The sequence below is a fragment of the Streptomyces sp. NPDC001858 genome, from assembly GCF_053594615.1.
The window spans coordinates 1-12,150 of the sequence record NZ_JBSFEV010000012.1 but is presented as its reverse complement, the minus strand read 5'-3'; the positions used below and the strand labels follow the sequence as shown (position 1 = coordinate 12,150).

Below are 12,150 nucleotides of genomic sequence, written 5' to 3'. Positions count from 1 at the left end.
CAGCCCCTGGGATCGCTGCGTTCCTCGCCGATCGGCGGCCTTGTTGCCGCGAAATTCCCTCGGCTACAGCTCGGGCAGCCGGTCACCGGGATCGGGAGACTGTCGCTTCTCCAGCCAGTAGAGGTAGATCTGCAGGTCGGATGCCAGGCCGCCGCCGATGTAGGACTCGAAGTCGCGGACGGCAGCAGCGATGTCCTGGCCCTGTGCGGCATCGCTCTCATCCCATGTGCTCCGCTGGTCGGACAGGTATTGCAGGACCTGTCCGCGGTTACGCCACCACTCCCGGACGGCTTCCGGTGTCCACCGGGAGTCGCCGTCACAGCCGTACCCCCCGAACGGGTCGTCGCCTGCCGCGTCAACCAGCACGGCGGTCTCCGCAGGCGTTCTGGGCTGGCGATAGACATACTCGGTAAGGTATTCACCCCCGTAGAGGACGTGGGCGGGCGCTGCAAGCCGTCCGGTGCAGCACGTGTCGGTCTCCCCGCCGTAGAAGGGCCCGGGGACGTTGAGCCACAGCCGGTCCTCCCAGCGGCCCTGAAAAGCATCGTGGTCGCTGCTGCGGACGGTAGTCATCGGGTCGAAGTAGAGCGTCACCCGCCGAGACTAGGGCATCCGTTCGAGCTGAACGCCCGCGCGACAAAGGCAACCCACGCACCTACTGATTTGACACTCCAGCTCATGGGATGTCTGTCAAGTTCAGCGTGTCGTCGGCTTCGGGCTTCTCTTCTCAGCCCCGCTCTGCACGGGTCCTATCCGGGCCGTCGGAGGAGGAGATGAGCTCTGCCTGGGAGGAACTTGGTACGGCGTGTTCAGGAGGTGGCGAGGCCGATGCGTTGCAGCCAGGCTTTGATGTCGCTGTTGGCTTGGTCGACCTTTTCGCCTTGGACTGCCAGTCCTTCTATGAAGGTGGCGCCGGGGCAGGAGGCTGCGTAGTCGCGTGCGGTGGTGCCCAGGCCGCTCATGGCGTGTGTCGTGAAGGGTGCGACGGCCTTGCTGGAGAAGTCGAGTTTCTCGGTGAACGTCGTCATGATCATGGGGGCGCGCACGTTCCAGATGGGGCTGCCCAGCAACACGGTGTCGTAGCCGGCCAGGTCGGGCAGCGGGCCCCTGATGACGGGGCGGGTGTCGGCGTCTTGCTCGCGGACGTTGCGCCTGACGGTCGCGTCGTAGTCCGCCGGGTAGGGATCGGCGGCCTCGATCCGGTGCGCGTCGCAGTCGATGATGCTGCGAATCGTGCGGGCCATCACTTCGGTATTGCCGACCTTCAGCGTGGTGCGCCCGCCGTAGTAGTAGTTCTCGCCTGGGCGGGAGAAGTAGGCCAGCAGCACCTTGCCACGCGCTGTGGCGGTCGCCGATGCGTGCGGTGTGGTCTGTCGGCGCACGGGGTCGTCTTCGTCCGTGGTGGATGAGCAGCTGGTGAGGTGGGGTGCGGTCACGGCGGTGATTCCTGTCAGCAGCGCGGCGCGCAGGAGGGTGCGTCGTCGGGCTGCGGTGGCGGGGGCCTGATGGGTCACAGATGGGCCCTTCGTGGAGGGATCTGGCAGCGGGAACGAGCGGGGCGAGCGGCGCAACACGTGCGGCTGCCGCTCGCCCTGGACCTCGGACGGTGGTTCAGGCGTCGAGGCAGTGCTGGGCGCTCGACGGCGTTCGGCCCCACGCCGCGGGCCCGGCCTTGGTCGGCCGGCCGATCAGAAGAAGGTGGGCAGGCGCGGGGTGTAGGGGTCTTCCAGTGCGGCGATCTCGTCGTCGGTCAGCGTGAGGTCGAGCGCGGCGACGGCGTCGGTGAGGTGGTGGGTCTTGGTGGCGCCGACGATGGGCGCGGACACTACGGGGTTCTTCAGTACCCACGCCAGCGCGACCTGGGCCATCGGGACACCGTGCGCGTCGGCGATCTTCTGGACGGCGTCGACGATGGCTTCGTCGGTGTCGACGAACATGGGGCGGCCGGCGAAGTCGGTGTCGGGGGTGGTCTTGGCCCGTGCGGTGCTGTCCTGGCCCCAGGGGCGTGCGACACGGCCGCCGGCCAGGGGGCTCCAGGGGATGGAGCCGACGCCGGAGTGGGCGAGCAGGCCGAACATCTCGCGCTCCTCCTCCCGCGCCAGCAGGCTGTACTGGTCCTGCATGGACACGAAGGGCGTCCAGCCGTGGCTGTGGGCCGCGTGCTGCATGGTGGCGAACTGCCAGGCCCACATCGAGGAGGCGCCGAGGTAGCGGACCTTGCCGGCCTTGACGACGTCGTGCAGAGCTTCCATGGTCTCCTCGACCGGAGTCTGCGGGTCGAAGCGGTGGATCTGGTAGAGGTCGACGTAGTCGGTGCCCAGCCGGGTCAGGGAGGCGTCGATCTGCTCCATCACGGCCTTGCGCGAGAGGCCCGATCCACCCGGTCCGTCGTGCATGGGGGAGAACAGCTTGGTGGCCAGGACGACGTCGTCGCGCTTCGTGTACTTCTTGATCGCGCGGCCCACGATCTCCTCGGAGGTGCCGTTGCCGTAGATGTTGGCGGTGTCCCAGAAGGTGATCCCGGACTCGACGGCCTGGCGGAAGATCGGTTCGGCGCCGGCGTCGTCCAGAGCCCACGGCATTTGCGAGGTGTCGCCGAAGCTCATGCATCCGAGTGCGATGCGGCTGATCTTCAGTCCGGAGGTGCCCAGACGGGTGTACTGCATGACGTGGCCCTCATCGTCGGTGCAGCCGGTCGACACCGGCTGCCTCGTCGTCGAGGCTAGGTAGCCGCCGGTGGCGGTGGGAGATGCTGTCAGCACCCCTTACTGAGCAAGCGACCTCCCTACCGTCGCGGTATGGGCAGCTGGGGGTGCGACGCTTCCTGGCCCCACCCGACCGGCGCGGATCACCACCGGGCCAGGTCGGCCGGCGCTGCGGTCAGGTGCGCGAGACGATCCGCAGCGCGGCATGATCGTGCGATGGCGAGGCGGGCGCCGCTGAGGGGGGTGCTGGCAGCATCTCCCACGTTCGATGTGGGGCTCGTAGCGTGAAGGGCATGAACAACCGCAGCGAGGTACGGGACTTTCTGATCTCACGCCGCGGGAAGGTCACCCCCGAGCAGGTGGGCCTCGTCGATCACGGCGGCACCCGCCGTGTACCGGGTCTGCGACGCAGCGAGGTGGCGGACCTGGCCGGGGTGTCGGTGGAGTACTACACCCAGCTCGAACGCGGCAACGTGCGCGGCGCCTCCGAGAGCGTCCTGGACGCCGTGGCCCGGGCGCTGCTGCTGGACGAGGCCGAGCGGGCACACCTGTTCGACCTGGCGCGTGCGGCCAACAGCGGCACGGCGGTACGCCGCCGCCCGGCGGTGCAGCGGGTACGTCCGGCCATCCAGGCGATCTTGGACAGCCAGCTGTCCCCGGCCTATGTCACCAACGCCATCGGGGACGTCATGGCCACCAATACGCTGGGCAAAGCCCTCCTGTCTCCGCTGTACGAGGACCCCGCCCGCCCGGTCAACGCCGCACGGTTCCGCTTCCTGAATCCCCGCGCGGCCGGCTACTACCTCGACTGGGAGGCCACCGGCCGCGACAGCGTCGCCGCGCTGCGCCTCCAGGCCGGCAAGAACCCCTACGACAAGGCACTCACCGATCTGATCGGGGAGCTGTGCACCCGCAGCGAGGAGTTCCGGACCCGGTGGGCTTCGCAGGACGTCCGTCTGCACCGCACGGGAGTCAAGCGGTTGCATCACCCGGTCGTCGGTGACCTTGAGCTCTCCTACGAGGCTTTGGATCTGCCTGCCGATGCCGGTCTCGTGCTGATCGTCTGCACCGCGGAACCCGGCTCACCCAGCCGCCAGGCTCTCGATCTGCTCGCCAGCTGGGCTGCGGCGCCGGACCCCGTCGAGCCCGCTCAGGAAGAGCCGAGCGACCGCGGCCGGTAGCCCCTGGCACACATTTCCCAAAACCGTCGTGCCCGCCGCCGACCACCGGCTGAGCACGGGCAACGAACCGCCGTTCCCACACGCGCCGGTGCGCACCCTCGCGCCCTTCAGCACCACCCCGAAAGGTTCACCATGTCCAAGATCCCCCATGTCACGCTGAACAACGGTGTCCAGATGCCGATCCTCGGCTTCGGCGTCTTCCAGGTCCCGGCCGAGGAGACCGAGCGGGTCGTCACCGACGCCCTCGCCGCCGGCTACCGCCACCTCGACACGGCCGCCGCCTACGGCAACGAAGAGGCCGTGGGCAAGGCCGTCAAGGCCAGCGGCATCGCCCGTGACGAGCTGTTCATCACCACCAAGATGTGGGTCAACGAAAAGGGCGAAGAGGGCGCCAAGGCGGCCTTCGACACGTCCCTGCGCCTGCTCGGACTGGACTACCTGGACCTGTACCTGATCCACCAGCCTTTCGGTGACTACTACAGCTCTTGGCGCGCCATGCAGGACCTCCACCGTCAGGGCCTGATCAAGGCGATCGGCGTGTCGAACTTCTACGCCGACCGCCTGGTCGACCTGATCGACCACAACGAGATCGTCCCGGCGGTCAACCAGATCGAGACCCACCCGTACTTCCAGCGCGCCGACGACCAGGCCCTCATGGCCGAGCGCGGCGTGCAGATCGAGTCGTGGGGTCCGCTGGCCGAGGGCCGCAACAACATCTTCAGCGACCCGACGCTGAGCGCCATCGGTGAAGCGCACGGCAAGTCCGTGGCCCAGGTAGTGCTGCGCTGGCTGATCCAGCGCGGTGTCGTGGTGATCCCCAAGTCGTCGCGACCGGAGCGCATGGCCGAGAACCTCGCGGTCTTCGACTTCGAGCTGACCGGCGACGAGATGGACCGCATCGCCGCGATGGACACCGGCGCCAGCATCGTCTTCGACCACCGCGACCCGCAGACGGTCAGGGCCATCGGCGGGTACCGCCTCGGCTGAGAACGCCCTTTCCTTCTCGCGGACATCGGCGTGCGAGCGACACATCCATGTGGGAGAAACCAGCCGGTCAGCTGCTGGCCCAGGGTGTCCTTCAGGTCAGCCGTGCCTCGTGCGTGGCGGTCAGTAACAGGTAAGGGCTCATCCAGCCCGGCGGCCTCTCAGCCATGCGGGCTCATGAGCCCGCATGCATCTCAAAGGAAGGGCTGCGCAAGGTCGTGGTCGTCGTATTCGCGCTCGTCAGTGCCGTCCTGCTGGCACTGTTCGGCGCACTCCACTGGTACGTGTGGCGCCGCCTCATACGGGACGCCACACCCAAGGGCTCGCTCCTCCGGCGAGCAGGAAGCGTCGCCTTCGTGGCCGGGCTCCTGCTGTCGGTGGGTGCCATGACGGCAGAGGGCGAAAGCGTCCCCTTCCTTGTACAAGCGTCCCCTTCCTTGTGCAGAGGATCCTGGCCTGGCCCGGGTACCTGTGGATGGCGCTGTTCCTGTACCTGCTGCTCGCGCTGCTGGCCGGTGAGGCCGTGCGTCCTGTGCTGCGGCGGTGGCTCGCGCGTCGCGGCGCCGGCGCAGGTCTACAGCAGAGGGTTCTGCCGGCGGCTCAGCCCGCGGAAGCGCAAGGGGGTGACGGCGACGCGGAGGAACTCGTGTCGGCCGACGCGCCACCGCCGACACCAGCGCACCGCGGCGATTCCGATGCGGCACGAAGCACCGCCGGGTCCGTCACCGTACTGGACCCCCCGAACGCACTGGAGTCCGCTCCGGCGACCGGCACCGCCCCCAGCGGCCCGTCACGCCGCCTCTTCGTCTCCCGCGTCGTGGGTGGCACCGCGGCAGCTGTCGCCGTCGGAACCGTCGGTTATGGCACGTACGGTGTGCTGCGCGGGCCGAAGGTGAAGCGCCTCACCGTTCCGTTGGCCAAACTCCCGCGCAGCGCGCACGGGTTCCGCATCGCCGTGGTCAGCGACATCCACATCGGTCCCATCCTGGGCCGCGGCTTCTCCCAGCGGGTCGTCGACACCATCAACGCGACCCAGCCCGACCTCATCGCGGTCGTCGGCGACCTGGTGGACGGCAGCGTCGAGCACCTCACCCCGGCCGTCGAACCACTCGCCCAGCTCCAGGCACGACACGGCACGTACTTCGTCACCGGCAACCACGAGTACATCTCCGGCGCCGAGCCATGGATCGAGAAAGTACGGGAGCTGGGGCTGCGCCCGCTGGAGAACGCCCGCACGGAACTGCCCGGCTTCGACCTGGCCGGCGTCAACGACGTCCAAGGCGAAGCAGAAGGCCAGGGCCCCGACTTCAGCAAGGCCCTCGGCGACCGCGACCGTACCCGCGCCGCCGTCCTGCTCGCCCATCAACCCGTCGTCATCCAGGACGCCGTCCGTCACGGCGTCGACCTCCAGCTCTCCGGCCACACCCACGGAGGTCAACTCTGGCCCGGCAACTTCCTCGCCGAACTGGCCAACCCCACCGTCGCCGGACTCGAACGCTACGGCGACACCCAGCTCTACGTGAGCCGCGGCGCCGGCGCCTGGGGCCCGCCCGTCCGCGTAGGCGCACCGTCCGACATCACCGTCATCGAACTCGCCTCAAAGCAGGCATAGTCCCCAGCCAATTCAATCAACCTGACCGCCCGGACCACCGAAACCACAGAACGCCCATCGCCAGACGAGCGTGGACATCATCCGAAGCCCACGGACCTGGACCGACTCCGCTGGGCAGAGCGCCAGGCGTTCATCTCAGGATCGGTCTGCTTCGGCCGCTCGCCGAGACCGCCGCGTCGCGGTTGCGTCGAGGCCAGGCCAGGCCAGGCCAGGACGCAACCGGACCAGGGCAGCAAGGTCCGCTTCTTCGTCACCCACGGTGATGCGCCGAGGGTGCTCTCAACAGACGACCACGAAGGGTGTAACCCATGCACGAACAGGACAGCACGCCGAACAGCAGTCGGACAGACCGCCGCCGTCGCGGCTTCCTGGGCGCGGCCGCCCTCGCGGCGACCTCGCTGGTGGCTGTGACGGGAGCCCCGGCCCTGGCACACGCGGCACCGTCGGCCAAGGGCAACGGGACCCGCACGCGCCGTTGTAACCAGGTGACCGCGGCGGTCACGCAGACCGCTCACCGCAGGCTCGGGTCCTTGAAGGTCTCCAGCATCGGTCTGGGCACCCAGACCATGCCGGGCAACCTCTACGGTCCGGTCACCAGCCGCAAGGACATGGTCGCCCTCATCCGGACAGCCGTCGATCAGGGTGTGACGTTCTTCGACACGGCCGAGGCGTACGGGCCGTTCGAGTCGGAACGGATCGTCGGCGAGGCCCTCCGGCCCGTCCGCGACGACGTGGTGATCGCGTCCAAGTTCGGCTGGGACGTCGATCCGGACACGGGGGCCGTAACCGGCCTGAACAGTCGCCCGGACCACATCCGCCGAGCCGTGGACGGCATGTTGAAGCGCCTCAGGACGGACCACATCGACCTGCTCTACCAGCACCGGGTCGATCCCACCGTCCCGATCGAGGATGTCGCGGACACGGTGAAGGACCTCATGGCCCAGGGCAAGGTGCTGCACTGGGGCCTGTCCGAGCCGGGGCTGCAGACTATCCGCCGGGCCCACGCGGTCCAGCCGCTCACCGCGATCCAGAACGAGTACTCCACGCTGTGGCGCGGACCGGAGGACAAGGTCCTGCCGCTCTGCGAGGAACTCGGCATCGGCTTCGTGTGCTGGGCTCCTTTGGGCATGGGCTTCACGACCGGCACGATGAGTCCGTACACCCGGTTCGCGGAGGGAGACCGCCGGACCGCGTTCCCTCGCAACAGCCCGGACAACCTGGCCGCCAACATGCCGCTGGTGCAACTGCTGCAGGACTGGGCGGTGCGCAAAGGTGCCACACCCGCCCAGATCGACCTCGCCTGGCTGCTGGCCCAGAAGCCCTGGATCGTGCCGATACCCAGCACCACCAGGCTGTCCCACCTCCTGGAGAACATTGGCGCGGAAGAAGTCAGGTTCAGCCGTGACGAACTCCAGGAACTGAACGCCGACGTCGCACGGATCACCATCCAGGGCGACCGGCTTCCGCCGGCGGCCCTCGCGATGACGGGTGTCGAAGCACCGACCCGCTGACCGACGACGCCCACCTGACGGCCCAGAACACAACGGCCTGCGCCTGCTGCGCGACGCGGCCTGGAAGGCGCTGACCCCGAGGCCGCCCAGTGAGCAAGCGCACCCGACGGGCTGCCCCCACCGCGCAGGCAGGGGCGGCCCGGCCCACCGTCACAGTGTGCCGAGGTTGTTGCTGTGGCACCGCGGCCAAAGTCCCGCGCCTGGACCACGAAGCGCAGCTCACCGACTCGCGCACTTCGCTGGCCCGCGTCGCGATGGCCCGGCGGACCGACTGCCTGGGCGCCTGCGAGCGCGCCAATGGCATCGCCATCCAGCCCTCCGTCGAAGGCCGCAAAGCCGGGGGCCGGCCCGTCTGGCTCGGCCAGGTCAACGACCCCGACAATGCCGCCGACATCACCGCCTGGGTCAAGAATGGTGGCCCCGGCCTGGCCGACCCACCCGACATCCTCGACCTTTACACCTGCCAACCGTCTCGCCCCGTCCGACACGAACTCGACGACCGATCCCCGAGTTGAGAGCCTCCGCCGCGGCGCAAGATGGCGGCCCGCCAGAAGTGTCAGTGCGCGCCCTCGCTCCACCCTCGATTCTCATCGGAGCGGCGCCTGGCGTGCGTCGGGGAGCCACACCTTCGGCCTTCGAGAAGTCCAGCGGGCCCTTGACCGCGTTCACGGGATCCGGTCGGGGCGAGGCTGGGCCGGCAGTGCCCTGACGGGGGAGCCGGGTTGAGACAGCGCACCACGCAGTTGCCGGTTCTCCGCAGTGAGTTGGTTGACGGCGCGTACGACGTGGTCGACGTCGGTGCGCAACTGGTCCAGCTCCGTGACGTCCTGCTGGCGGAGTTCCTTCAGTTTGACGATCTGCTCGCGCAGGCGGATCTCGGAGTCCGGGATCTGTCCGCGGGCCCTGACCTGCGCGTAGAAGTCGTTCTTGAGGTCGGGGTGGCGCTGGGTCAGTGCGTTGCGGGGTACGCAGGCTTCCTCGGCCAGGGCGACGACCGTCAGAGCACCGTTGGAGTGCTGCGGGGTCCCTTGCAGGATGCGGTCCATGGCCGCGCGGATACGGTCGCGTTCGTCGGGTGCGGGGCTCATGCGGTGCCGTCCTGGAGGGTGATGCGGGTGCGGTCGTGGGCTGCGGCGAGGTCGCGCAGGCGCTCGGCGTTGCCGTGCAGCCGCTCGCCCAGCGGGCCGGGGACGTGGGCTGCCCGCTGATCGAGCGCGGCGGCGCGGCGCCGGAGGCCGACGGCGTGCTGATCGGTACGGGCGATGTTCGTGCAGGCGGGGACGCACCGGTCGAGACTGGGGGTGTCCTTGATGTCGCGGTGGCACAGGGCCTTGTCGCGCTTGTAGACACACATCAGCAGCGTGCTGGGGTTGTCGTAGACGGCCAGTTGAGGGTTGGCGCGGATCTGGCGGGCCTGCCGGGCGGTGATGACATTGCCGGTGTACTGGGCCGCGGTGGCGACGGCCTTGATGGCCCGGCGGGCAGCGGGCCCGGAGATCCCGATGCCGGCCTCGAGATCGGCGTTCAGGTCGGCGACGGTGTCGATGCCGGCGCGGGCCGTCTCGATGTCGAGGAGGTCGTGGATGCCGTCCCGGCTGCGCGCGGCGTATCCGGCTGATACGGAAGTCCGCAGAGGGCCGTACTGAATCGCGAGAGCGACCAGCCCACCGGGCCGACGGGCGATGTGCCAAGCCAGGCTCCTGCGGAACCGCTCAGTACCGATCTTCCCGTGCGGATCCGGCGGGATGAGCTCATGAACCAACCCGCGGGCAGCCGCCTCCTCGTTGGCCCAGGTGACGAAGTCCTCCACCCGGATACCCAGCGTGTGAACGGTGAGGGAGCCGGTGCCAGCCCGGGTGCCGCGCAGGTCGTGGGCGTGGTGGTCGAACAGCAGCCCGCCGTCGGGAACCATGCGCTCCAGGACACGGCTCTGCACGCGAGGAGGAACAGCAGATGTTCACCACTTCGGGAGGCAGATCCGAGGGTTGCAGCATTCGAACTGTTCAAGAGCTGCGGCAGCACCGGTTGCCGGTGCTCAGTGGCGGTACGCGGCTGTCGCGGCCTCGATGAAGGATCGGATCAACGGGTTGGTGTCACCTTCGTTCCACACCGCCACCACTCGGCTCGGCACCATGTCGGTCAACGGCACCACGGCCAACTCCGCGGGCAGGTCGTGTCCGAGCGGGGCCAGGCCGACCGTGCCGTTCCACAGCACGGCCTGAAGGCATTCCTGGACGGCGCGCACCACTGGGCCCTCGCGCGGCCTGCCGCCGTTCCAGTACGACTGCCAGATGGGGTCCGTGCCCTGCGGGAACTGGAACCAGCGGCGGTCGCTCAGCTCGGCCAGCCGCAGCCGGTCGCGGCGGGCCAGCGGATCGTCGGCGCGCAGGACCACGCCGACCGGATCGGTCCGCAGCGCCCGCACCGTCAGGGCAGTCTCGTCGAACGGCGCCCGGGTCAAGGCGACGTCGACCAGTCCGGCGCGCAGCCCGCACGTCGGGTCGGTCAGATCGGTGTCGCGAATGCGGATGTCGATGCCGGGGTGGCTTCGGCGATAGGCGGCGGCCAGCCTGGACACTCCCGGGTCGGTGCCGTCACCCAGGATGCCGAGGGTGATGGTCGCGACGCCGGCTGCCGCGCTCACGCGTACACGGACGCGCTCGGCATGGTCGAGCAGGGCCCGCGCCTCGTCGAGGAGCACCGTGCCCACGGGAGTGAGCGTGACGCCGGCAGGCGAGCGGGCGAACAGCAGGGCCCCGGCATCGGCCTCCAACTGCTTGATCGCCCGGCTCAGCGGCGGCTGACTCATGTGCAGTCGGGTGGCGGCCCGGCCGAAGTGGAGTTCCTCGGCGACGGCCACGAAGTAGCGCAAGGTCCGTAGCTCCACGCTGCAACGATACCCATGACGTATCGGCGCTGCGGGATGGGTCTTGGACAGCCGTGGGACCCCGGCGGTGCACTTGGGGCATGACCGAAGAAGCGAAGACCAGCGAGTCGCAGGCCGACCCCGCCGTATCGGTGGTGGGTCCCGGCGACGGCGAGACAATCGTTCTGGGCGCCACACGCATGCGCGTTCTGGAGGACGGCAGCCACACCGGGCACCGCCTCGCGATCGCCGAGTCCGTCCTCGCCCCGCACTCCCAGGGACCGCCGCAACACCGCCACGCCCAACACGACGAGGGCTTCTACATCCTCTCCGGCACCGTGCGGTTCACCGTCGGGGACGAGGACCACGACGCCACCACGGGAACGCTCGTGATGGTTCCGCCCGGCACCCCGCACACCTTCGCCAACCTGACCGACCAACCCGCCGTCATGCTCAGCACATTCACCCCCGACCTGTACGTGCAGTACTTCCGGGACCTCCAGAAGGTGCTCGCCGGCGGCCGGCCGCTGACGCCACAGGCCAGCATCGACGCGATGAGCCGCTACGCGACCGAGCCCGCCACCAACCTCGCCTGAAGCCGACGGGACGGAACGGTCAGGCCGCCCTCCTGTCGACCAGCGGGGCCGTGGCACTCCCGCCTCTCGGCGTCCGGATCCCTCGGACGCCGGACCGGGCCTGATCCAGGGCTCTTCTGGCAATCGGAGCAGTCGACGGGGCCCGTGAACCGGTGACCCATGAACGGGAACTATGAACATCGCCTATTGGATCGTCGCGGGACTGCTCGCCCTCTTCTACTTCTACGCGGGCACGCTGAAGGTGATCCGCAGCCGCGATCAACTCCGACCGATGATGGCCTGGGTCGACCGCATACCCTTGCCCGCCCTCAGGGCGCTGGGGACGGCCGAGATACTCGGCGCGACCGGCCTGATCCTGCCGCCGCTGACGGGCATCGCGCCCTCGCTGGCGCTGGCCGCGGCCATCGGCTTCGTCCTCCTGCAGACCGGTGCGATCGCCGTCCACCTGACCGGCGAAGACCGCCGGATCACACTCAACGTCGGGCTCACCACCACCGCGGCCGTGACCGTCTGGCTGGCCACCAGGCTGTGATGGAGCACAGCCCTCGACTGGTGGATACGACTGCGGGGCCAGCCCTCGCACGGCCGCTGTCATTTCTCGGTTCTGGCACAGATCTTGGGGAGCGGTCGCGGAGTGTCACCAGGGCAACAGCATGAGGTGGGTCGGCCCGCAGGGCGGTTTGCCGGGACAGTCC

General features: G+C 69.0%; 12 protein-coding genes and 1 pseudogene. 7 read left to right on the top strand and 6 right to left on the bottom strand.

The annotated features are described in order from the left end of the window. Positions 1-63: 63 nt before the first annotated feature. The 3 genes from ACWCPF_RS19320 to ACWCPF_RS19310 all read right to left on the bottom strand — a co-directional run bounded on the left by ACWCPF_RS19320 (position 64) and on the right by ACWCPF_RS19310 (position 2,666). Positions 64-594 carry a ferredoxin gene (locus ACWCPF_RS19320; protein ID WP_451046251.1) on the bottom strand — a complete coding sequence of 177 codons (531 nt, stop codon included), beginning with the start codon at positions 592-594 and terminating at the stop codon, positions 64-66. Between the two features lie 215 nt (positions 595-809). Then, entirely contained in the window at positions 810-1,436 is a 627-nt protein-coding gene (locus ACWCPF_RS19315; RefSeq protein ID WP_451046250.1) for a flavodoxin, read from the bottom strand. A gap of 252 nt (positions 1,437-1,688) precedes the next feature. Next, complete coding sequence (locus tag ACWCPF_RS19310) at positions 1,689-2,666, bottom strand: aldo/keto reductase (protein ID WP_451046249.1); 978 nt, start codon at positions 2,664-2,666, stop codon at positions 1,689-1,691. A gap of 332 nt (positions 2,667-2,998) precedes the next feature. Between ACWCPF_RS19310 and ACWCPF_RS19305 the strand changes: the two genes are divergently transcribed. The 5 genes and pseudogenes from ACWCPF_RS19305 (at position 2,999) to ACWCPF_RS19285 (ending at position 8,508) form a co-directional block, all read left to right on the top strand. Continuing rightward, complete coding sequence (locus ACWCPF_RS19305) at positions 2,999-3,886, top strand: helix-turn-helix domain-containing protein (RefSeq protein WP_451046248.1); 888 nt, start codon at positions 2,999-3,001, stop codon at positions 3,884-3,886. Between the two features lie 141 nt (positions 3,887-4,027). After that, complete coding sequence (locus tag ACWCPF_RS19300) at positions 4,028-4,873, top strand: aldo/keto reductase (protein WP_451046408.1); 846 nt, start codon at positions 4,028-4,030, stop codon at positions 4,871-4,873. A 215-nt stretch (positions 4,874-5,088) separates the two neighbouring features. After that, positions 5,089-6,482, top strand: a pseudogene (locus ACWCPF_RS19295) (metallophosphoesterase). A 308-nt stretch (positions 6,483-6,790) separates the two neighbouring features. Continuing rightward, complete coding sequence (locus tag ACWCPF_RS19290) at positions 6,791-7,993, top strand: aldo/keto reductase (protein WP_451046247.1); 1,203 nt, start codon at positions 6,791-6,793, stop codon at positions 7,991-7,993. An 89-nt stretch (positions 7,994-8,082) separates the two neighbouring features. Then, positions 8,083-8,508 carry a (2Fe-2S) ferredoxin domain-containing protein gene (locus tag ACWCPF_RS19285; protein WP_451046246.1) on the top strand — a complete coding sequence of 142 codons (426 nt, stop codon included), beginning with the start codon at positions 8,083-8,085 and terminating at the stop codon, positions 8,506-8,508. A 150-nt stretch (positions 8,509-8,658) separates the two neighbouring features. On the opposite strand, the gene ACWCPF_RS19280 is transcribed toward ACWCPF_RS19285, so the two are convergent. The 3 genes from ACWCPF_RS19280 to ACWCPF_RS19270 form a co-directional block, all read right to left on the bottom strand. Next, a complete protein-coding gene (locus ACWCPF_RS19280) occupies positions 8,659-9,081 on the bottom strand; it encodes a hypothetical protein (protein WP_451046245.1) in 423 nt (140 codons plus the stop codon). Beyond that, complete coding sequence (locus tag ACWCPF_RS19275) at positions 9,078-9,929, bottom strand: hypothetical protein (RefSeq protein ID WP_451046244.1); 852 nt, start codon at positions 9,927-9,929, stop codon at positions 9,078-9,080. Before ACWCPF_RS19275 ends, ACWCPF_RS19280 begins: the two co-directional genes overlap by 4 nt. 99 nt (positions 9,930-10,028) lie before the next feature. Next, on the bottom strand, positions 10,029-10,880 hold the full coding sequence (locus tag ACWCPF_RS19270) for a LysR family transcriptional regulator (RefSeq protein WP_451046243.1): 852 nt from the start codon (positions 10,878-10,880) through the stop codon (positions 10,029-10,031). Positions 10,881-10,960: 80 nt separating this feature from the next. Between ACWCPF_RS19270 and ACWCPF_RS19265 the strand changes: the two genes are divergently transcribed. Then, the gene (locus ACWCPF_RS19265; protein ID WP_451046242.1) at positions 10,961-11,455 is read left to right on the top strand and encodes a cupin domain-containing protein; all 495 of its coding nucleotides are present in this window, start codon (positions 10,961-10,963) and stop codon (positions 11,453-11,455) included. Between the two features lie 172 nt (positions 11,456-11,627). Continuing rightward, positions 11,628-11,987, top strand: coding sequence for a DoxX family protein (locus ACWCPF_RS19260; protein WP_451046241.1), 360 nt, complete (start codon positions 11,628-11,630; stop codon positions 11,985-11,987). Positions 11,988-12,150: the final 163 nt, after the last annotated feature.

What these genes read in the sequence shown, in the direction of transcription:
- ACWCPF_RS19280 (WP_451046245.1), bottom strand. Translation starts at nt 9,081, where the DNA reads ATGAGCCCCGCACCCGACGAACGCGACCGTATCCGCGCGGCCATGGAC.
- ACWCPF_RS19265 (WP_451046242.1), top strand. Translation starts at nt 10,961, where the DNA reads ATGACCGAAGAAGCGAAGACCAGCGAGTCGCAGGCCGACCCCGCCGTA.
- ACWCPF_RS19260 (WP_451046241.1), top strand. Translation starts at nt 11,628, where the DNA reads ATGAACATCGCCTATTGGATCGTCGCGGGACTGCTCGCCCTCTTCTAC.
- ACWCPF_RS19310 (WP_451046249.1), bottom strand. Translation starts at nt 2,666, where the DNA reads ATGCAGTACACCCGTCTGGGCACCTCCGGACTGAAGATCAGCCGCATC.
- ACWCPF_RS19305 (WP_451046248.1), top strand. Translation starts at nt 2,999, where the DNA reads ATGAACAACCGCAGCGAGGTACGGGACTTTCTGATCTCACGCCGCGGG.
- ACWCPF_RS19290 (WP_451046247.1), top strand. Translation starts at nt 6,791, where the DNA reads ATGCACGAACAGGACAGCACGCCGAACAGCAGTCGGACAGACCGCCGC.